Source organism: Dactylosporangium siamense (assembly GCF_016862795.1).
Classification (GTDB): domain Bacteria; phylum Actinomycetota; class Actinomycetes; order Mycobacteriales; family Micromonosporaceae; genus Dactylosporangium; species Dactylosporangium siamense.
Window position 1 is genome coordinate 1 of the sequence record NZ_BONQ01000094.1, and the last position, 19,238, is coordinate 19,238.

A 19,238-nucleotide genomic window follows, 5' to 3' on the forward strand; every position below is an offset into this window, starting at 1 on the left:
CGGTCGGGGCCGCCGCCACGGTCGGGGCCGCCGCCACGGTCGGGGCCGCCGCCACGGTCGGGGCCGCCGCCACGGTCGGGGCCGCGGCCGGAGCCGGCGGCGTCACGGGCCATGCCGAGTCCGCGGCCACCGACCCGTCCGTCGGGAGGTCGATGGCGACCGGCCGCACCGCCGTGACAGCGGCCGTCGTAGCGGCGCCCGCCCGCGACGCGGTCTGCGGCCAGGCGAGGAGGCTGCCCTCGGCGACCACCAGCTCGGGCCGCTCCACCACCGTCGGGGTCACGCCGAGCTGGCGGTGCAGCAGCGTGCCGGCCAGGGGCATCCGCGCGGCCCCGCCCACCAGGAACACCCCGGTCAGGTCGCCGAGACCCACGCCGGCCTCGCGCAGCGCCGTCTGGGTGGCGCGCATGGTGCGCTGCAGGATGGGCAGTGCCAGTTGCTCCAGCTGCACCCGCGTCAGCAACGCGTCGTCGTCGAAGATCGGCACGTGCAGCAGCGTCGACGCGGTCCGGGACAGGATCTCCTTGCCGACCCGGACGTCCTCGCGGAACGCGTGCGCGGCGCGGCGGTCCGCCGGCGTGGCCGGTCGGGTGAGCCGCTGCCACGCGTCCGGGTCACGCTGCGCGTAGGTGGCGCCGAGGTGCGCCACGATCGCCGCGTCGATGTCCAGGCCACCGGCATCGGGCAGGCCGTGCTCGGCGAGGACGTCGAAGCCGTCGCCGGTGCTGCGCACGACGGAGGCGTCGAACGTGCCGGCACCGAGGTCATACACGAGGATCTTGCCGCCGTCCGGGACGGCCCCGGTGAGGCCGGTGAAGGCGCAACCGGCCGCGACCGGCTCGGCCAGCAGCCGCGGGTCCGGCAGGCCGGCCGCCGCCGCGGCACCGGTGAGGACCGCCCGGCGGCGCGCACCCCAGCCCGCCGGGCAGGTCAGCACGGCGCCGGACACCGGTCCGGCCGCGACCGCGACCCGGTGCAGGACGGCCGCGAACACATCCTGCACCGGGAACTCGCGGCCGCCGAGCAGCAGCGTGCCGTCGTCGACGCCGCGTTTCGGATGCGGCTCGAACCCACCGGGGTACGCGCGGGCGGCGTGCACCGCGTCGCGGCCGACGAGCAGGTTGCCGTGGTCGTCGGCGCACACGGCCGACGGGAGCAGCTCGGTGCCGTCGAAGAGCAGCGGCCTGGGCCGGCCGTCCGGCCCGGCGACAACCGCGACCGTCGTGGAGGTGCCGAAGTCGACGCCGAGCAGCCCGGCGGTCATCGCCGCCCGCCGTTCACCAGGACGACCGCCGCGAGCGCGCGGTGCCCGGCGGCGCTGGGGTGGCTGTCGTTCTCCGTGCAGATGAGCGTCAGTCGGCACAGGACCCGCCGCCGGACGGCGACGTCGCCGGGCGGGTTGAACACCGGTGACGGGTCGGCGAACCGCGCGCCGACAGCGGCGCCGACGGTGGCCATGGCGGCGTTCAGCGCGGCAATCAGCCGGTCGGCGGCCGCCAGGTCGGTGAGCTGCGCCGTGAACGCGCCGACCAGCACGATCCGTGCTCCGGGCGCCGCCTGCCGCAGGCGGGTCAGCGCCTGCTGGAGCCGCCCGGCAAGGGCCGCGATCTCGGCCGGTGCGCGCTCCAGCACGCACTGGATGTCGGGGCAGGACTGCAGGAACAGCCGGATGTCGTTGCCCCACAGGGTGACGGTGATCAGGGTCGGCTGGTGGTGGGCGAGGAACGCCTCGGCCGCGGCGAGCTGGCTGCCCGGGTAGTCGTCGTGCAGCCGGAAGCCGGCGGCGCGCCAGCCGCACGGGCCGGTGATGAAGGTGCCGGTGGTCTCGCCGGGGCACGAGTAGTTGACCGTCTTCAGTCCGGCGACCCGCGAGACGAGGTCGGTGAAGCCCGTGAACGCGGACGGGGGCAGGCCGGCGAGGGCCCCGGCGGTCGTGAAGCCGTAGGGCAGCGAGTCGCCCAGGGCCAGGTGGTAGCGCAGCGGCGGCCGGGCGATCGCGACGCCGGGCGTCGCCACGGTCACGGCGGCGACGGTCAGTGCGACGGCGAGCAGCCGGGTCAGCGGTCGGTTCATGGGTTCGATGCTCGGTCGCTGCGCCTGCGGGGGCATCGGTAGTTCTACGCATGTCCACCACTGACTCCGGGTGCCATCCTGAGGCGGTGAAGTTCCGTGTCGCCGTGGTCGCGATCGCCGTGCTGCTGCTCGCGCTGCGCATCTGGTACTTCGAGCGGCTCGGCGGCTGGCGCTGGCTGATGCTGCTCAACGCCGCCGTGCAGCTCGCGGTGATCGTTGCCGGTCTCGTCGCCATCAGACGGCGCCCCGACAGCCGGGTCGGCCTGATCCTGCTGGCGTGGGGCCTGTTCGTCGTGCTCAACGGCCCCGGCACGGCGGAGAGCGGGGCGCTGCTGGTGATCGAGGGTTGCCTGCAGCCGTGGTACTGGGCGCTGCTCGCCCACGCGATGCTCACCTACCCCGACGGCCGCACCCGGCACCGCCGGGAACGGGTCTTCCTCACCGTCGCGTACCTGTGGCCGGTGTGGTGGCTGACCGCATGGCTGTTCGCCGAGCCCGGCTGGATGGTCGTCTGCCCGGCCGACGGCTGCCCCGCCAACCCGTTCCTGATCTCGCCGCAGCGGGAGTTGCTGAAGCACTGGTTCGACGCCAACGACGTCCTCGCCATCGGCCTCGGCGTCTGGTTCCTCACCCTGGTCGTGCTGCGCCGGCGCGGGATGGCCCCGCCGGAGCGGCGCAGCGCCGCACCCGCGCTGTGGGCGATCGGGGTGCTGTCGGCCGCGTACCTGATGCAGGCCACGCTGTCGTTGATCGAGCCCCCCGACGGCACCCTGTGGGCGGTCCTGTGGTGGACCCGGCGCCTGGCGACGTTGCTGGTGCCGGTCGGGCTGCTGATCGCGCTCGTCAACATGAAACTGGCCCGGGCCGACGTGGCGGCGCTGCTGCTGCGCCTCCGCGACGCCGACATCCCGCAGCTCCAGTCGGGTCTCGCTACCCTGCTGCGCGACCCGTCGCTGCGCATCGTGTCCGATGCCGCGGGAGACGGCACCGACCTGGGCGACGGCTATGTCCTGCGGCACCACAGCAGCGCCCGCACCGAGGACCCGGAGCTGTTCGACGCCGCCGTGGCGGCGGCCCGGATGACCATCGACAACGCGCGGCTGCACCGGCAGGTCCTCGCGCAACTGGCGGAGGTGAGCGCGTCCCGGGAGCGGCTCGTCCAGGCCGCCGACGCCGAACGCCGGCGGGTGGAGCGGGACCTGCACGACGGGGCGCAGCAGCAGCTGATCGGGCTCGGCATGGCCCTGGAGACGGCCCGCCTCGAGGTCCCCGACGAGCATCCCGCCGCCGCGATGCTCGACGACGCGAGCGGCCAGCTGCGGCACTCGATCGACGAGCTGCGGGCCCTGGCCCGCGGGTTGCGCCCGGCGATGCTCACCGAACGTGGCCTGCCCACGGCCCTCGCCGAGTTGCGCCGCCGCGCCCGGGTGCCGGCGACGCTGGAGGTCGTGGGGGTGCCACGGCTGGCCGCCGACGTGGAGACGGCCGCGTACTTCGTGGTGAGCGAGGCGCTGCAGAACGCGGCCCGGCACGCGCAAGGCGCCGCGGTGTCGATCCAGGTCACCTTCGCCGACGGCGTGCTGCTCGTCGAGGTGCGCGACGACGGCCCCGGCGGCGCGGACGTGCACCGCGGGTCGGGGCTGCGCGGCCTGTCCGACCGGGTCGCCGTCGTCGGCGGGGTCCTGACCGTGCGGAGCCCGTCCGGGGGCGGCACCACGGTGTCGGCGCGGTTCGAAGGTGTGCCGTGCGTATCGTGATCGCCGACGACTCCCTGATCGTGCGGGCCGGCCTGACCAGGCTTCTCGGCGCGATGGACGCCGTCGAGGTCGTCGGCGAGGCCGCCGACGCCGGGGAGCTGCACCGCATCGTCGCCCACGACCGGCCGGACCTGGCGATCGTCGACATCCGCATGCCACCCACGTTCACCGACGAGGGCATCCACGCCGCCGGCCGGATCCGCCGCGACCACCCTTCGGTCGCCGTGATGGTCCTGTCCCAGTACGTCGAGACGGCGTTCGCGATGGAGCTCCTCGACGGCGGCCGCACCCACGTCGGCTACCTGCTGAAGGACCGGATCATGCAGCGGGCCGCCCTGATCGACGCGGTGCGCCGGGTCAGCGCCGGCGACGTGGTCGTCGACCCGGCCCTGGTCGAGCTGCTGCTGGCCGCGCCCTCGGTGCCGGCGGCCCTCGCCGTGCTGTCCGACCGCGAGCGGGACGTCCTGGTGCTGATGGCCGAGGGCCTCACCGACCGCGGCATCGCCGAACGGCTGTCCGTGTCGCCCCGCACCGTCGGCACCCACATCCAGCACATCTTCGACCGCCTCGGCATCGCCGACTCCGCCACCGACAACCGCCGCGTCCGCGCCGTGCTGTCCTACCTGGACGCGGTGGGCTGATGCCGCTCGGTCGCCAGGGCTCCGGTCGGCCACGCCCGGTCGTGGGCCGCCGAACACGGCTCCGGACTGGCGCTGAACGTCACGGACGGGCACCGCTCGGCCGCCGTCGCGTTCTACGAGGCCACCGGCTGGCGCCACACGCACACCGCCGACGCCGACTGGACCACTCCCGACGGGCACCAGGTCGCACTGCGTCACTACGTCACGGGCGGCGATCCCGGCATACTGGCCTCCATGGTCACACCCCTCGACCCGGTCCCGGGCCCGACCGGCCACGAAGCAGAGCTGACCGGCCTGGTCCGGTCGAGCGAGTGGCTGCTGCGCGTCCTGGCCGCGGTGCGCGACGAACAGCTCCCCGATGCCTGGGTCGGGGCCGGCGCGCTGCGGGACCTGGTGTGGGGCACGCGGTACGGGTCGGGGTTCGCGCCCGAACGGGTCCGTGACGTGGACGTCGCCTTCTTCGATCCGCACGATCTGAGCCGCGACAACGACGCCCGGGTCACCGAGCGGCTCCGGCGGCGGTTGCCCGGCGTGCCGTGGGAGGCGAGCAACCAGGCGGCGGTGCACACCTGGTATCCGGCGGAGTTCGGTGGTGGCCCGGTCGAGCCGTTGACGTCGGTCGACGAGGCGTTGGCGACGTGGCCCGAGACCGCCACCACCGTCGCGGTGCGCCTCAGCCCGGACGGCATCATCGAGGTCAACGCCCCACTCGGTCTCGACGACCTCATGGACGGCATCTGGCGGCGCAATCCCCGCCGGGTCACCGTCGAGCGTTCCCTGACCAGACTGGAACGCCACCAGCCGCACACCCGCTGGCCCGGCGTCACGGTCATCGCGCCGCGGCCGGAGGGCACCCATTGACGGATCTTGACCGCGGCGAGCTGAGCGTGCTGCGACAGCGCGGGCCGGTCACCTTCTGGACGGTGCTCCTGCTCACCGCACCGGTGCTGGAGTTGCTCCGACTCATCCCGCACCGGTGGACCGGATGACCGGCCCCAGGCCGAGCTGAAACCAGGTGCCCGGCTTGCCGCCGAGGTCGGCCGGAGCCGCCGGGCCGACCGGGGCGAACCCGGCCCTGGTCAGCACCTTCCGCGACGCGGCATTGTCGTGGGAGGCGGCCGCTCTGAGCGTGCGCAGCCCGTGGTCCACCGCCGCCAGCCGGCACAGCTCCCGGACGGCCGCCGTCGCCACGCCGCGGCCGGCGGCGTGCTGCGCGACCCGGTACCCGACGTTCGCCGTGCCGCCCCCGACGAGGAACAGGTTGAACCGGCCCAGGATCGAGCCGTCCTCGGCGACGAGCACGTAGTAGGTGTCGGTGCCGGCGTCCTGCTGCGCCAGCATGGCGCTGTGCCGCTCGGCGAACTGCTCGAAGAACGCATCGCCCCGATCGGAGATCGAGGCGGCGAAGTAGGCGCGGTTCGCCAGTTCGAAGGCCAGGACCGCCGCGTCATGGTCGGCCCGCAGGCGCTGCAACTCGGACACCCACCCGACGGTATCCTGGTCGACCGGCGGGAGGGAAAGCATTTGAACGCGACCGAGGTGCTCCGGGAACGGGTCGAGACGTTCCGCCGGCTGGCCGCCGAGCACGCCATCCCGGTCGTCATCGGCGACCCGTTGCCGTTGCCGCGCAACCCGGCGCTGCCGTCCGGGCTGTACGACGTCTTCGACGTGCTCGGCCACGTCGACACCGGCGACCTCCGGTTCGGGCCGCCCGCGGAGGTGCACACCCTCGAGGCGTGGCAGGACCGCGACGTCGACGAGGAATGCCCGCTGGGCGACCCCCCGTCGATCGGCGAGGGCTACGTCGTCCTCGGTGACGCCGAGGACGACGACATCGGCATCGGTGACCTCTCCCTCGACGTCGCCGACGGCAGCGTCTACTTCATCGACGGCGACAGCTACCGGTTCTACCGCATCGACGGTGCCGACCTGGACGAGATCGAGGTCGACGAGTTCGCGCCCGACCTGCCGACGTTCTTCACCCGATACGTGTTCGGCCCCGACTATCCGCGCCTGGCCTCGTCCGTGTGCAACCTCCGGGTGTACCAGACCCACAAGCACCGCTATGTCGCGCCGTGGATGCGGCTGCTGGTCGCCGCCGGCCTGATCGACCCGCCCAGCCGCGAGCGCCCCCGGCCCTTCACCGCCGCCGGCGGCCTGCTCCGGACCCGGCTGAAGCCCCGCCGCGGTCCGGTCGCCGGAGTCTGAACCATCATTGCCGGCCGGGAGCGGCGGTCCGCTCCCGGCCGGTGTCCATGGGGCCGTTCGGATCAGCTGACGTGCCCGGCGGTCCAGCAGCCCGCGTTCGTGTGGCAGTTCACCAGCGCGTCCAGCTCCGAGTGCAGGGTCGTCTTGCGCGACGCGGAGAGGCCGGCGTAGGTGTTGTTCAGCTGGTACGGGTCCGTGGTGCGGTCGTAGTACTCGTGTTCGCCGTTGTCGTACTCGATGTAGGTGTAGATCTCCGTGCGCAGGGCCTCGTAGGTGGTCGGCATGCCGTTGCGGGCGTCCTGGACGTCGGGGTCGTCGGCGCTGACGCCCGGGCCGTGGTGCTCGATGAGTGAGCCGGTCCGCCATGGGGCGGTCTGCCCGCCGGTGAGCAGCGTGACCAGGGAGCGGCCGTTGACGTCGCCGGCGACCGGGGCGCCGCCGAGGCGCTGGAAGGTGGGGGCCAGGTCGATGTTCTGCACGACCTGCGGGCGGCTGATACCGCTGGGCACGTTCGGGCCGGCGATGACCAGTGGCACCACCACGTCGTGGTCGTACGCCGTCTGCTTGCCTTCGACCAGGCGGTGGTCGCCCATGTGGAAGCCGTTGTCGGAGCTGAACACGACGTAGGTGTTGTTGGCGACCCCGGAGGCGGTGAGCTGCTGGCGCAGTCCGGCGATCATGCGGTCGACGGCCTGGACGGCCTGGGCGCGCTTGCGGTAGTCGGTGTTGATTTTGGTGATCTCGGCGGTGGTGAGCGGGCCGTTGCCGGCCAGCCAGGTCGGCGCGTTTGCCGGCAGGGTGTTCCAGGCGGGCGTGTGCGGGGCGGTCAGGCCGGGGAACTTGTCGAGGTCCTGGCGGGCCGGGGTGAACGGGCCGTGCGGCGCGAACGTGGAGATCTCCAGCAGGAACGGCTTGTTCGCCGCCGCCTGCCGCTGGATGAACGACTTACCCTTGGCGCCCACGACGTCGGTGAGGTAGTCGGCGTCGGTGTTGCCGTAGTGCACGAGGGTGCCGTTCTCGTTCAGGTTGTAGTTGTACTCCCCGTAGGCGTCACCGGCGCCGTACCACTCCGTCCAGCCCGGCGGGGTGTAGAGATCCCTGGGCAGGTATCCGTTGAGGTACTTACCCATGAACGCGGTGGAGTACCCCTGCGCCTGCAGCGCGGTGGCGAAGGTCTTCGACTCGTTGCCGCGGTTGCGGAACACCGCGAAGCCACCGTCGGAGCCGCCGTTGGTGAAGACCCCCGTGTCGTGCGGGAACTTCCCGGTGAAGATCGACGAGCGGGACGGGCAGCACAGCGAGTCGGTGACGGTGTAGTTGGTGAACGTCGTGCCGTCGGTCTGCAGGCGTTGCACGTTCGGCATGTGCTGGACCAGGTTCCACGCCAGGTCGTCGACGAGGACGAACACGATGTTCGGCGGGGTGGCGGCGGCCACGGCCGGCGACGCGCCGGCGGAGGCGACGAGACCGGCGGTGACGGCGAGCGCGGCGGTGGCCAGGGCGGCCAGGGATCTACGCATGCCATCCACGATGAACGATGGGCCACGGCTTTGGGCCAACGTTGTGTTCGAATTCTGTAAATCTTATTGGTTAGATAGGATTTTGCCGGACCCAGGCGACGAAATACACCGGTCACGAACTGCACAGACTCACACCAGCCATGGCGGGTTTGCGGCGGCTCCCGCCGGGCAGTGCGGGGAGAGCGCGACCGCGTCGGCCCTGACCGTGCTCGTCGGTGCGGGGAAGGGGAGGCCGGTGCGGCGCCGGTGGGCTCGTACGGCGGTGGCCGGGGCGACGGTCATCGCCCTGTTCCTTGTCGTCTGGGTCAACCGGGCGGAACTGCCGGCCACGGCCCGGGCGCTCCGTGGCGCCGACCCGAGGTGGCTGGCAGGCGGCCTGCTGACGCTGACCCTCTGGTGGTCGGCGTGGGCCCTGCTGTACCTGTCGTGCCGCCGGATCACCCGGGCGGGCGGCTACCGGGAGTTCCGGTGGCTGGTTCCGGTGGTGGTGGGTACCGTCGCGGCCAACCTGATGGTGAAGTCCGGCGGGCTGGCCGGGCTCGCACTGTTCCTGGACGACGGGCACCGCCGGCGGCTCTCGCCCGGCCGGGTCGGCAGTGCCTACGTGCTCGCCGCCGTCCTGGCGGAGGTGGCGTTCTTCGTGACGCTGGTGGCCGGGACCTCGGTGGTGTGGGCGTCGGCGCGACTCACCCGTACCGAAGCCGCCGCCGTGACGGTCTTCCTGGCGTTCCTGGTCGCGCGGGCCGGCCTGCTGCTGGCGGTGATCCGCAGTCGGGAGGCGTTCGTCCGGATGTGGGGCGTCCCCGCCCGCTGGCGCGACCGGCTGCTGCGGCGTCCGGCCACCGCGTGCGACCCGTCGAAGGCACACGAGGTCTACGACGCGGTGGCGGTGCTGCGTGCCCGGCCGTTGACCGGGCTGCCGCCGTTCGGGTTCGCCCTCGGCGTCGACGCACTCGGGGTGGCGATGCTGTGGACGGCGCTGGCCGCGGTCGGCGGCGGCAACCGGCCGCTCGTGGCGCTGGTCGCGTACGTGATCTCCGCGGTGTTCGGCATGGTCGGGTTCCTGCCCGGCGGGCTCGGCTTCGTCGAGGTCGGCTCCGCGGCGGTGATGGTCTCGTTCGGTGTCCCGGTCGGGGTCGCCGCCGCGGCGGCCGTCGTGTTCCGGCTCTGGGAGTTCTGGCTCCCCCTGGCCGTCGGCGCGGTGGCGCTGTGGTGGCTGCCCCGGCGCCGGCCGGGACCTGCGGGCCGGCCGGCCGGATCGGGACCCGCCGCGGATGAGGCGTTCGGGTGAACGACGCGATGAGCCCCACCGGACGGTGGGCGCGCCGCGGGTGCGCCGCCGCCGCACTGCTGCTCGCGCTCATCGACCTGGCGTCGGCGGCGGTGGTGGTACCCCCCGCAGCCACGCCGCACCGCCCGGTGCCGTACCCGGTCGCCGCGCTGTTCGGTGCGCACTACGTCCTGCTGGCCTCCGGGGTCTGCCTGCTGCTGGTGGTGTGGGCGCTGCTGCGCGGCAAGCGGGCGGCGTGGTGGGTCGCGCTGCTCGCCGCGGCGGTGTCGCTGCCCGGCCACCATGCCGGGCCGGGGCAGTGGCCACGGCTGGTGGCCACCGCCGGCCTGCTGCTGCTGTTGCTGATCTGCCGGGAGGCCTTCGTCGCCCGGTCGGATCCCGCGCTCCTGCGCCGTGGACTGGCGGTCCTGGTGGTCGGCGAGATCGCGGTGTTCGCGTACGCGGTGCTCGGCCTGTCCCGGCTGGACCCCGACTTCCGTGACCGCGAGACGGTCGGGTCGGCGGTCGTCGACGCGCTGCGGCTGCTGTTCCTCCTGCCGGTGAGCGTCGAACCGATCACCCGGCACGGGCGGTGGTTCATGGAGTCGGCGCGGACGGCGACGCTGAGCGTCGCGGTGCTGGGGCTCATCTGGCTGGTCGCGACGGTGATCGGCCGGCCCGGGCACGACCGGGAGCGCCGCCGGGTGCGGCAGCTGCTGGACCGCTACGCCGCCACCGCGCTCGCCCACTTCCACCTGCTCGACGACAAGGCGTGGGTGATCACCGCCGACGGCCGGGCGTTCGTCGGCTACAAGGTGGTCGGCACCACGGCGGTGGCGCTGGGCGAGCCGATCGGCCACGGCGACTCGGTGCTGTCGGCGGCCCGCGACTTCGCCCAGCTGTGCTCGCTCAACGGCTGGCACCCGGTGTTCCATCAGGTGACCGGCGAGGGTCTGCCCGTGCTGGCCGCCACGGGGTGGAAGACCCTGAAGATCGGCGAGGAGGCGATCGTCGACCTGGCGGCGTTCGACCTGCAACGCCCGGAGTACAAGGGGATCCGGTCGTCGGTGCGTCGCTGCGAACGGGCCGGGTACCACGTGGTCGACCTGCCGCACCCGGTCGATGACGCGACCCTGGCCGAGCTGCGCGAGGTGTCCGACGCCTGGCTGGCCTCCGGCGGTCACCGCGAACGGACCTTCACGCTCGGAAGGTTCGACCGCGAATACCTCAGGACGACCCCGATCGTGGCGGTGCTCGACGCCGACGGGCGCATCCAGGCGTTCGCGAACATCGTGCCCACGTACCGGTCGCGGGATGCCACCTTCGACCTGATGCGCCGCCGGCCGGATGCGGTCAACGGGGTCGTCGAGCAGCTGTTCGTGGCGCTCATCGAGCGGTTCCGGGCGGTCGGGTACGCCGGCCTGAACCTCGGACTGGCGCCGCTGTCCGGCACGGGGTCCGGCCTGTCGCTGCCCGACCGGGTCCTCCAGCTGATCTACACGCACGCCGGCGCGGCGTTCAACTTCGCCGGCCTGCGCGCGTTCAAGGCCAAGTGGCATCCCCGGTGGGAGCCGCGGTACCTCGCCTACCGCTCCGACGCGCGGCTGCTCGTCAGCGCCGCGGCACTCGTGCGCGCCGGAGAGCTGCCCGACCCGCGCTCGCCGCTCGGCCGGCTGCGACGGCTGCTGCGGCGCATGCCGGTGACCACGGCGTTCCTCCTGCTCCAAGCGTGGATCATGACGGCGACCGCGCTCGACCCGGACACCCACGGGCAACTGATCCACCACTTCGGTCTCGCCTGGCGCGACCTGCAGGGCGGCCAGTTGTGGCGCCTGGTGTCGTCACCGCTCATCCAGACGGAACCGGGCTGGGTCTGGTCGGTGGTGTGGTTGCTCGCATTCCTGCCGCTGGCCGAATGGCGCCTCGGCTCCCGCCGTACCGTGCTGATCTTCTTCGCCGCGGACGCCGTCGCGACGCTGTCGGTCCTGCTCACCCTCCGGCTGGCGACCGCCGCCGGGTCCACCGACGCGGCGCGGCTCATCGCCGAACGCGACGCCGGCTCCTCGGCCGGCAGCTGGGCGCTGGCGGCCGCGGTGGCCTGGAGCCTGACCGGCAGGGCACGGCTGCTCGCCGTCGCCGGGGTCCTCGCGACGCTGGGCGTCGCGGTGGTGACCCACCGCCGGCTCTTCGACGTCGAGCACCTGATCGCGGCGCTCGTCACGGTCGGCGCCTTTGCCCTGCTGCCGGTATGGCGCCGGGCGAGGGCCGGACGCGTGGTCGCGGCCGCCCGCCGGTGGACCGGGCGATCTCCGTAGAAGTTCCCGCCAGGCCAGGGTTTCGGGCGGGCGGTGCCGCGGTATGTGGGCCGGAACGGGCCGGCTGACCCGTCAGCTGACGCGGTGTCAGGGCCCGCCACCGACCTGGTGAGGTGTGCCGTGCAGGATGCGGGCGGCACAGCCGGCCGGATGCCCGCAGGCTCCGGCTTCCTGCGGCGCGAAGTAGGGCTGTGGGGCCTGACCTTCGTGTCGCTGGGCTCGATCATCGGCTCCGGCTGGCTGCTCGGCGCGCTGTCCGCGGCGCAGGCCGCCGGTCCCGCGTCGGTGATCTCCTGGCTGCTGGCCGGTGGGATGCTCGCGCTGCTCGCCCTGGTCCACGCCGAGCTCGGCACGGCCTACCCGGTCGCCGGCGGCACCGCACGGTTCCCCGGCTTCGCGTTCGGCGTGCTCGCCGGGCTCACCGCGGGCTGGGCCGCCTGGCTGCAGGCCGTCACGATCGCGCCGATCGAGGTGGAGGCAAGCCTGCAGTACCTCAACAACATCGGCTGGGTGCGCAGCCACCTCGGCCTCCTGCACGCCGACGGCACGCTGTCACCGGCCGGCCTCGGCTTCGCCACGCTGCTCATGTTGCTGTTCACCGTGATCAACGTGCAGGGGGTGCGGCGGCTCACCAGGAGCAACACCGCGGTCGTGCTCTGGAAGCTCGCGATACCGGTGCTCACCGTCATCGTCGTGGCCGCGCTGACCTTCCAGCCGTCCAACTTCACCGCGGGCGGCGGATTCAGCCCGTACGGTGCCCACGGCATCTTCGCCGCGCTGCCCGCCGGTGTCGTCTTCTCCCTGCAGGGCTTCGAACAGGCGATCCAGTTGGGCGGGGAGGCCCGCGACCCGCAGCGGGACCTGTCCCGCGCCGTGATCCTGGCCATGCTGATCGGAACAGTGCTGTACGTCCTGCTGCAGATCGTCTTCATCGGCGGCCTGGACCCGCGCAACCTCGCCGACGGCTGGGCACATCCGGTCGGCGCCGGGGACTTCGGCCCGTATGCGACCATCGCCGCCGCGGCGGGCGCCGGCTGGCTGGCCGTGCTGCTGTACGCCGACGCGTTCGTCTCACCCGCCGGGACGGGACTGGTCTACCTCGGCACCTCGGCTCGGCTCTCCTACGCGCTGGCCCGGCAGGGCACCCTGCCACCGGCGCTGAGTCACCTCAGCCGCCGTGGCGTTCCGCTGTACTCGATCGTGCTGGCGTTCGTCGCGGGCGAGCTGGCCTTCCTGCCGTACCCCAGCTGGCAGTCGCTCGTCGGGCTCGTCACGTCGGCGACCGCGATCATGTACGCGTTCGCGCCGGTGTCGCTGACCGCGCTGCGCCGGCGCGATCCCCGGCACCACCGCCCCTACCGGCTGCCCGCCGCCGGGATCGCCGCGCCCGCGGCCTTCGTCGCGGCGAACCTGGTGATCTACTGGGGCGGCTTCGAGGCGACCTGGAAGCTCCTGCTGGCCATCGGTGCGGGGCTGGCACTCTTCGCGATCACCGTGGCGCACACCCCCGACCGGGAACGGCCCGCCGTCGACTGGCGTGCGTCGTCGTGGATCTGGCCCTGGCTCATCGGGCTCACCCTCATCGGGTTCCTCGGCCGCTACGGGCGCGGCGCACGCCTGTGGCTGCCCAGCTGGATCGACCTGCTCGTGGTGATCGCCTTCAGCCTGGTGGTCTTCGCCTACGCCGTCAGCGTGGCCATGGACAGCGAACGGGTGCGGGCCGCGGTCGACCGGGAAAAGGACCCGGTGGGCCGTCAGGTCCGCCCGCTCCCCGGTGACCCGTCCTGATCCTGGTCCGGATCCTGGTCCGACGGCACCCCGTTCCGGTCGACATCGGGCACCGGGGTGCCACCCGTCCGGGCGAGCGCGCGGGTCAGTGCCGGCTGGCCGGCCGGGTCGGTCAGGAGCAGCAGGGCGCCCCGCCCCGTCGGCAGGGCGTGCACCGTCCGCTCGACAGTGGTGTCGCTGAGGCCGGCGTCGTGCCAGCGTGCCACCACCGCGACCGCACCCGCACCGATGACCAGACCGGTCATCGGGAGGCCGACGAACGTGCCCAGCACCACCCCCCAGGCCGCGCCGGCGAGGGTGCCGTCGATCGCGTCCATGTCCCGGGTCTCCTGCACGTGTATCCGGTCCGCCCGGTCGGACCAGGCGACCGCGGCGTCGTCGAGGCGCACCGGACGGTGCTGGCGCAGCGCCGTGATCAGTCCCGCGCGGGCCCGCGTCACGTCGTCGAACGCGTAGGCCACGGTCTGGTCCGCGCGCAGCTGGCCCGGGCGGTGCAGGTGCCCGGCCAGCGGACGCCGCCGCATCTGCCAACCGGCGAGGAAGCCCAGAAGGACGGCCAGCAGGTGCCCGACGTCGGTGAAGGTGCCGCCGTTCAGCAACGGCACGACCACGACGACAACCGCCAACGGCACCAGGTAGCGCCGTGCCCGCACGGGCAGGGTGAGCGCGAGCGCGCCGCCGACGGCGTGCGAGCCGTAGCTCGTGCCCACATCATTGGCGATGGTGATCGCGCCGCCCAACCAGCCGCCGCGGACGCCGGTCAGCAGCAGCCCGTAGACGATGCAGCTCGTCACCGCGTTGGACGCGAAGAACACCACGAGCAGCCGCCGCCACCCCCACAGCACCTCGGCCACCGACAGGAGCAGCAGCAGCGGGATCATCGCCACCACGCCGGCCCGCTCGTCGAGCACGAAGGCGCTGGTGACCAGCGTCCAGATCCGGTGGTCCTGCAGGTTGGCCACGTTGGTGGAGTTGGCGAGGACGATCTGGCTCCGGACCTCCGCACTGACGGCGTGGCTCAGGATGACATCGATGCCGACGACGACCAGCACGTACAGCGGGGCGAGCCGCACCCGGGCAAGGAACGACAGGCAGATCTTCGCCTTGGCCGACCAGTCCCCCGCTGCCCGGAGCGCATCGGCGAGGTCGCCGCCGGGCAGGTAGGAGGCCGCCACAAGGCCAGGCTGGTCCTTGTACAACCGGCACCGGCTCCGCACACCCATCAGCTGCGACCTATCCAGATGATCTCTCTGTCGAGGGTACTGCCGCCCACCACCCGACGCGCAACCACCGCGGCGTCAGCCGCCGGCCTTCCGGTCGCTGATGACCTGGCCGCCGAGCCCGGACCGGGACGTGGGTTGGCCGACGAGCTCGACGAGCACCTCGTCGCGGCACTCGTCGCCGAACGCGGCGGTGACGGCGTCGGTGAACGCGGCGACCAGCTTCGCGACGACGCCGGCGGCGTCCGCACGGGCGAAGACCTCCTCGCGCAGGCCGAAGGTGACCGAGGGTGCGGCCGTGCTGACCACCGCTCCGCCGCGAGCCCATCGCCCGGCCGGGATGCCGATGAGCCTGACATCCACCGAGCTTCGGGCCCAGTCGCCGTACACGGACACGACGGCGTTGGTCAGTTCCGTGATGAGGACGGCTTCGCGCCCGGCCAGCTCGTGTTCGAGCGCGTGGAGAGTCACGTGCGGCATCGGCGGCTCCTCTGCTTCGGGCAGCGACGGCCGGGGCTGCAACCGGCAGTCCGTGATCACGAGCAGCATACGACTGTGCGCCGCCTCGATGCCGCTCCGAGGTACGGCGGAGGCGCTCGCCGTATCGGTCCGGAATCAAGAAGCAATTGCTGCCGAGACCCACCTAGCGTTGGCGGCACCGAACGTCCGCAGACACCAGTCGGCGACCACCAGGAGGAGCGACACGATGAGCGCGAGCAGGAAGACCAGCCCGGACGGCCTCTCCGAGGATGAGCGCGCCGCGGTCAAGGAGCGGGCCGCGGAGGTGAAGAAGGACGCGAAACGCGGCCGGGGCGATCGGGCGGCGCTCGACGAGGTCGACGTGCTGTCGAAGATCGCCGCGATGGAGCCGTCGGACCGCGCGCTCGCCGAACGCATCCACGCGATCGTCACCGGCGCGGCGCCTGAGTTGTCGCCGAAGCTGTGGTACGGGCAGCCCGCCTATGCCAGGAACGGCAAGGTGGTGTGCTTCTTCCGCAGCGGGCACGGCGACAAGGAGCCCTACTCGACATTCGGCTTCACGTCCGCGGCCAACCTCGCCGACGACGGCGGCCTGTGGCCGACGTCGTACGCCGTTGCCGAGCTCAGCGACGACGCCGCGGCGACCATCGCCGCCCTCGTCAAGAAGGCAACCGATGCTTGAGGTCCTCATCGGCGGGCCGAGGTGCGGCGGAGGCGTTCGCAGGCGGCCAGGGCCTGGTGCAGGGCGTCCTCGACCGCCGTGATGTCGTGGCGGTCGAGGGCGTGCCGGCCGCGGGCCAGGCACGCGGCGAGCAGCCGGGTCTCGCCGCGTGGGGCCGGTGGTCGGGTGGCACCGCCGTGCAGGCGGGTCAGTGCGCCGCTGCGGGCCAGGCTGGCCAGGTCGCGTTGGGTGGTGGCGAGGGACGCGCCGGTCGCCTCGCGGATGTCGGTGATGGTGACGAACTCGCGCTGAGCGAGGAGTTCCAGGATCCGCTGGTGGCGCACGGACGGCAGCAACGACGTAGCCATGACGTCACGAGATCGGGTACAGCTGGCCGCCCGTGTCCGCGGCGACGGCAGGGCCGAAGTCGACGTCGCGGCCGTCGACGCTGAAGCGGTAGCGGCCGAGGCGGCGGACCGCCGGGGTGGCGTCGAGGTAGTCGCGGAGGTCCTCGAGTTCGGCGGGGGTCAGCCAGCTGGGCGGGTCGGACACGGCTCGGAAGCGGCAGATGTCGGCGAGGTCCCGCAGCCACTGCAGCTGCTGCGTGGTGAGCAGGTTGAGTTTGCTGCGGAAGTAGATGACGTCGGGGTCGACCTCGACGAGGGGGGACTGCCAGAGCCGGTGCAGGCTGTTGACGACGGCGTTGCGGGCGGTCGCGTCGGACGGGTCGACGGAGGCGTAGTTGTCCCACATCGGGGCGACGTCGGGGCCGCTGCGCATGCCGTCGAGCAGGCCGAGGGACGGCAGCAGCATGGCGCCGGAGCCGAGGAGGTACACGTCGTCGCCGGCGGTCTCGCGGATGACGCGCAGCCCCTCCCGGTAGAGCGCCTCGCGTGAGCGATCGGCGGACGGAACCGGGGCGGCGCCGGCGTTGATGAAGTCGAGCTTCAGGTAGCGGAAGCCCCAGTCGTGCACGACGGTGCGGATGAGCTCGGTGACGTGTTCGAGCGCGTCGGCGCGGGCCAGGTCGAGCGCGTAGTACGGCCCGCCCCAGTTGTACCCGGCGATGACCGGCCGCCCGTCGGCGCCGCGCAGCAGCAGCTCCGGTCGCGAGGTGGCGAGGCGGGAGTGCGGCAGCGCGATGAAGGGGGCGAGCCACAGCCCGGGGGTGAAGCCGGCGTCCGTGATGCGCTCGGCGAGGCTGCGCATGCCGCTGGGGAACTTGGCGTTGGGTTGCCAGTCGCCGACGAGCTCCTCCCAGCCGTCGTCGATCTGCACGACGTCGAAGGGCAGCCCGGTGAGGTCGGCGATGTCCTTGGTCAGCTGGTTCTCGGTGACGGTCTCGTAGTAGGCGTACCAGCTGCACCAGACGTTGCCGGCGCGGCGGGTGCTGCCGCCGAAGCGCAGCCGCAGCTGCTCGGTGTAGGCGCTGAACACCTCGTCCTCGGTGCCGTGGGCGAGGAACCAGTCGGCGCCGGCGCTGGCGTACCAGCCGGTGAGGGTGTCGTGGTCGGCGACCAGCCGGGGCGTGTCGAGGCCGAGCGCGCCGAGCAGCAGGGTCCGGCCGTCAGTGGACTGCAGCGCGGCGACGGCTGAGGAGTGGTGCCGGGTGGGGTCGTCGAAGGTGGGGTCGTCGGCGGTGACGAGCCGCTGCGGGTTCGGCACCCGCAGCGGCGTCTCGCTCAGCCGCCGCCAACCGCAGGGGCTCCACGAGTTGTGTCCGTGCCGGTAGAACGATGCGTCGCCGAGGCCGTGCAGGATCGCCACCCGGCCGGGGGGTAGCAGGACACCGCCTGCGACGGGCTGCGGTGCCCCGTTCGCGGAGTGCTGGAGGGCGAAGTGGTGTCCGCCGACCTCGACGAGCTGTGCCATGGTTCTCCTCTTCAGAAATTGCACGGCGGGGCGCGACCACAGCGCCCCACCGCGCGGACAAGCAGGCGAGCAAGGGAAGGCGTTACTTGAACAGGCCGTTGACCTGGTCGTTGGCCTTCTTGAGGGCGTCGGCCGGGGCGGCCTGGCCGACCACGACGGACTGAATGGCGTCCTGGACGATCTGGCTGACCTCGTTGCCGTGGTCGGTGATCGGCAGGAAGAACGTGCCGCCGGACGCGGTTGCCTGGTCGGTGAAGGCCTGGACGTTGCGGCCGGCCGCCTTGTGGGCGGCGAGGGCCTTGTCGGTGCCGGACTTGACGGCCGGGAAGACGACGGCCTTGTCACCGACGATGTCCTGGCAGGCGGACGAGCCGAGGAACTTCACCCAGGACCAGGCCTGGTTGGGGTGCTTGGTGCCGGCGTAGATCGCGTCGGAGAGGCCGTTGATGGCGGTCTTGCGGCCGGCCGGGCCGGTGGGCAGCTGGGCGAAGGCGTACTGCTGCTTGGCGCCGGTGCCGAGGTAGGTGCCGATGGTCCAGGAGCCGACGATGGTGAACGCGGCCTGTCCGGAGTCCATCGTGGCGTCGCGGCCGATGGTCGACTGCTTGTCGAACTTCGGCGCGTAGCCCTTGTCGATCAGGTGCTTGAACCAGCCGATGGTCTCGGCGAGCTTCGGGTCGTCGTACTTGTACTTGGTGCCCCAGGGGTTCTTGTCGAGGTAGGTGAAGCCATTGGCGACGGCGAGGTCGCCCCAGCCGTTCTGGCCCTGCGAGCCGTCGGCCCATTCGGGCAGGAAGCCGTAGACCTTGACGGTGTTCTTGTCGAAGGCGGGGTCCAGGCCGTTGCGGCCCTGCGCGTCGACGGAGGCCTTGGCGATCGCCTGCTCGAAGCTGCCGCCGTCGCCGGGGTTCCAGGTGAGCTTGTCCAGGCCGCTGGCGTCGGGGACGAGCTTGGTGTTGTAGACCAGGGCCATCGTGTCCCAGTCCTTCGGCAGGCCGTAGCGCTTGCCATCCTTGACGAACAGGTCGGCGAGACCGGCCTGGTACTGGTTGAGGTCGACCTTGTCCTTGTCGACGAACGGCTGGATGTCGAGGATCTGGTTGCTGGTCACGAACTGCGGGTAGTAGGACGCGTGGTCGGTCCAGACGTCGGGGGCGCTGCCGCTGGCCAGCTGGGTGGTGAGGTTCTGCCAGTACTGCTGCCACGCGGTCTGCGTGAACTTGATGGTGGTGTTCGGGTTGGCCTTGGTGAACTCGTCGGCGCAGGCCTGGTAGGCGGGCAGCTGCTTGTCGTCCCACAGCCAGTAGTTGAGGGTGACCTTGCCGCCGTCGTCGCCGGACTCTGCGGAGCAGGCGGCCAACGGCAGGGCGAGCGCCGCAACGGTCAGGGCGGCGGCCGCACGGAGTCGTCTGGACATGGAGTTCCTTTCGGGG

18 protein-coding genes are annotated in these 19,238 nt (G+C 72.5%); 9 read left to right on the forward strand and 9 right to left on the reverse strand.

The genetic code is table 11. The annotated features are described in order from the left end of the window. Together Dsi01nite_RS30450 and Dsi01nite_RS30455 are read right to left on the reverse strand one after the other, a co-directional pair. The coding region (locus Dsi01nite_RS30450; RefSeq protein ID WP_203849747.1) for an Hsp70 family protein at positions 1-1,264 on the reverse strand (1,264 nt) is incomplete at its 3' end. Continuing rightward, positions 1,261-2,073: an SGNH/GDSL hydrolase family protein gene (locus tag Dsi01nite_RS30455; RefSeq protein ID WP_203849748.1), complete on the reverse strand. Its 813-nt coding sequence runs from the start codon at positions 2,071-2,073 to the stop codon at positions 1,261-1,263. The genes Dsi01nite_RS30455 and Dsi01nite_RS30450, both read right to left, overlap by 4 nt. Before the next feature lie 86 nt (positions 2,074-2,159). Here Dsi01nite_RS30455 and Dsi01nite_RS30460 point away from each other — a divergent pair, with 86 nt between their 5' ends. The 4 genes from Dsi01nite_RS30460 (at position 2,160) to Dsi01nite_RS58440 (ending at position 5,460) form a co-directional block, all read left to right on the forward strand. Continuing rightward, positions 2,160-3,830 (forward strand): histidine kinase, encoded by a 1,671-nt coding sequence (locus Dsi01nite_RS30460; RefSeq protein ID WP_203849749.1) that lies wholly within the window; start codon positions 2,160-2,162, stop codon positions 3,828-3,830. Then, a complete protein-coding gene (locus Dsi01nite_RS30465; protein WP_203849750.1) occupies positions 3,818-4,471 on the forward strand; it encodes a response regulator transcription factor in 654 nt (217 codons plus the stop codon). Before Dsi01nite_RS30460 ends, Dsi01nite_RS30465 begins: the two co-directional genes overlap by 13 nt. Positions 4,472-4,705: 234 nt before the next feature. Further along, positions 4,706-5,332 (forward strand): nucleotidyltransferase family protein, encoded by a 627-nt coding sequence (locus Dsi01nite_RS30470; RefSeq protein WP_203849751.1) that lies wholly within the window; start codon positions 4,706-4,708, stop codon positions 5,330-5,332. After that, positions 5,329-5,460, forward strand: coding sequence for a hypothetical protein (locus Dsi01nite_RS58440; RefSeq protein ID WP_275423426.1), 132 nt, complete (start codon positions 5,329-5,331; stop codon positions 5,458-5,460). Before Dsi01nite_RS30470 ends, Dsi01nite_RS58440 begins: the two co-directional genes overlap by 4 nt. Here Dsi01nite_RS58440 and Dsi01nite_RS30475 read toward each other — a convergent pair. Next, positions 5,435-5,953 (reverse strand): GNAT family N-acetyltransferase, encoded by a 519-nt coding sequence (locus tag Dsi01nite_RS30475; protein WP_203849752.1) that lies wholly within the window; start codon positions 5,951-5,953, stop codon positions 5,435-5,437. The two genes, Dsi01nite_RS58440 and Dsi01nite_RS30475, sit on opposite strands and share 26 nt — an antisense overlap. A gap of 42 nt (positions 5,954-5,995) precedes the next feature. Here Dsi01nite_RS30475 and Dsi01nite_RS30480 point away from each other — a divergent pair, with 42 nt between their 5' ends. Beyond that, positions 5,996-6,679 (forward strand): hypothetical protein, encoded by a 684-nt coding sequence (locus tag Dsi01nite_RS30480; protein ID WP_203849753.1) that lies wholly within the window; start codon positions 5,996-5,998, stop codon positions 6,677-6,679. Between the two features lie 62 nt (positions 6,680-6,741). Here Dsi01nite_RS30480 and Dsi01nite_RS30485 read toward each other — a convergent pair whose 3' ends face one another. Further along, positions 6,742-8,199 (reverse strand): sulfatase family protein, encoded by a 1,458-nt coding sequence (locus Dsi01nite_RS30485; protein ID WP_203849754.1) that lies wholly within the window; start codon positions 8,197-8,199, stop codon positions 6,742-6,744. Between the two features lie 235 nt (positions 8,200-8,434). Here Dsi01nite_RS30485 and Dsi01nite_RS30490 point away from each other — a divergent pair, with 235 nt between their 5' ends. From Dsi01nite_RS30490 to Dsi01nite_RS30500, 3 genes are all read left to right on the forward strand, one after another. Next, positions 8,435-9,490, forward strand: a complete 1,056-nt coding sequence (locus Dsi01nite_RS30490) for a lysylphosphatidylglycerol synthase transmembrane domain-containing protein (protein ID WP_203849755.1) — start codon at positions 8,435-8,437, stop codon at positions 9,488-9,490. Continuing rightward, entirely contained in the window at positions 9,487-11,784 is a 2,298-nt protein-coding gene (locus tag Dsi01nite_RS30495) for a phosphatidylglycerol lysyltransferase domain-containing protein (protein WP_203849756.1), read from the forward strand. Before Dsi01nite_RS30490 ends, Dsi01nite_RS30495 begins: the two co-directional genes overlap by 4 nt. Before the next feature lie 150 nt (positions 11,785-11,934). Further along, entirely contained in the window at positions 11,935-13,572 is a 1,638-nt protein-coding gene (locus Dsi01nite_RS30500) for an APC family permease (RefSeq protein WP_203849757.1), read from the forward strand. Here Dsi01nite_RS30500 and Dsi01nite_RS30505 read toward each other — a convergent pair. Both Dsi01nite_RS30505 and Dsi01nite_RS30510 read right to left on the reverse strand, forming a co-directional pair. Then, a complete protein-coding gene (locus tag Dsi01nite_RS30505) occupies positions 13,539-14,747 on the reverse strand; it encodes a rhomboid-like protein (protein WP_203849758.1) in 1,209 nt (402 codons plus the stop codon). The two genes, Dsi01nite_RS30500 and Dsi01nite_RS30505, sit on opposite strands and share 34 nt — an antisense overlap. A gap of 123 nt (positions 14,748-14,870) precedes the next feature. Further along, positions 14,871-15,272, reverse strand: coding sequence for a hypothetical protein (locus Dsi01nite_RS30510; protein ID WP_203849759.1), 402 nt, complete (start codon positions 15,270-15,272; stop codon positions 14,871-14,873). A gap of 226 nt (positions 15,273-15,498) precedes the next feature. Between Dsi01nite_RS30510 and Dsi01nite_RS30515 the strand changes: the two genes are divergently transcribed. Beyond that, the gene (locus Dsi01nite_RS30515; protein ID WP_203849760.1) at positions 15,499-15,954 is read left to right on the forward strand and encodes a DUF1801 domain-containing protein; all 456 of its coding nucleotides are present in this window, start codon (positions 15,499-15,501) and stop codon (positions 15,952-15,954) included. A 5-nt stretch (positions 15,955-15,959) separates the two neighbouring features. On the opposite strand, the gene Dsi01nite_RS30520 is transcribed toward Dsi01nite_RS30515, so the two are convergent. From Dsi01nite_RS30520 to Dsi01nite_RS30530, 3 genes are all read right to left on the reverse strand, one after another. Beyond that, positions 15,960-16,301, reverse strand: a complete 342-nt coding sequence (locus tag Dsi01nite_RS30520; protein WP_203849761.1) for a DeoR family transcriptional regulator — start codon at positions 16,299-16,301, stop codon at positions 15,960-15,962. A gap of 4 nt (positions 16,302-16,305) precedes the next feature. Beyond that, complete coding sequence (locus Dsi01nite_RS30525) at positions 16,306-17,805, reverse strand: glycoside hydrolase family 36 protein (protein WP_203849762.1); 1,500 nt, start codon at positions 17,803-17,805, stop codon at positions 16,306-16,308. An 82-nt stretch (positions 17,806-17,887) separates the two neighbouring features. Then, the gene (locus Dsi01nite_RS30530; protein WP_203849763.1) at positions 17,888-19,222 is read right to left on the reverse strand and encodes an ABC transporter substrate-binding protein; all 1,335 of its coding nucleotides are present in this window, start codon (positions 19,220-19,222) and stop codon (positions 17,888-17,890) included. Between the last annotated feature and the right edge of the window lie 16 nt (positions 19,223-19,238).

Bases quoted from the DNA above. Each gene is read 5' to 3' on its own strand.
- Dsi01nite_RS30470 (WP_203849751.1), top strand. From the start codon at position 4,706: ATGGTCACACCCCTCGACCCGGTCCCGGGCCCGACCGGCCACGAAGCA.
- Dsi01nite_RS30525 (WP_203849762.1), bottom strand. From the start codon at position 17,805: ATGGCACAGCTCGTCGAGGTCGGCGGACACCACTTCGCCCTCCAGCAC.
- Dsi01nite_RS30530 (WP_203849763.1), bottom strand. From the start codon at position 19,222: ATGTCCAGACGACTCCGTGCGGCCGCCGCCCTGACCGTTGCGGCGCTC.
- Dsi01nite_RS30515 (WP_203849760.1), top strand. From the start codon at position 15,499: ATGAGCGCGAGCAGGAAGACCAGCCCGGACGGCCTCTCCGAGGATGAG.
- Dsi01nite_RS30485 (WP_203849754.1), bottom strand. From the start codon at position 8,199: ATGCGTAGATCCCTGGCCGCCCTGGCCACCGCCGCGCTCGCCGTCACC.
- Dsi01nite_RS30455 (WP_203849748.1), bottom strand. From the start codon at position 2,073: ATGAACCGACCGCTGACCCGGCTGCTCGCCGTCGCACTGACCGTCGCC.
- Dsi01nite_RS30510 (WP_203849759.1), bottom strand. From the start codon at position 15,272: ATGCCGCACGTGACTCTCCACGCGCTCGAACACGAGCTGGCCGGGCGC.
- Dsi01nite_RS30500 (WP_203849757.1), top strand. From the start codon at position 11,935: ATGCCCGCAGGCTCCGGCTTCCTGCGGCGCGAAGTAGGGCTGTGGGGC.
- Dsi01nite_RS30520 (WP_203849761.1), bottom strand. From the start codon at position 16,301: ATGGCTACGTCGTTGCTGCCGTCCGTGCGCCACCAGCGGATCCTGGAA.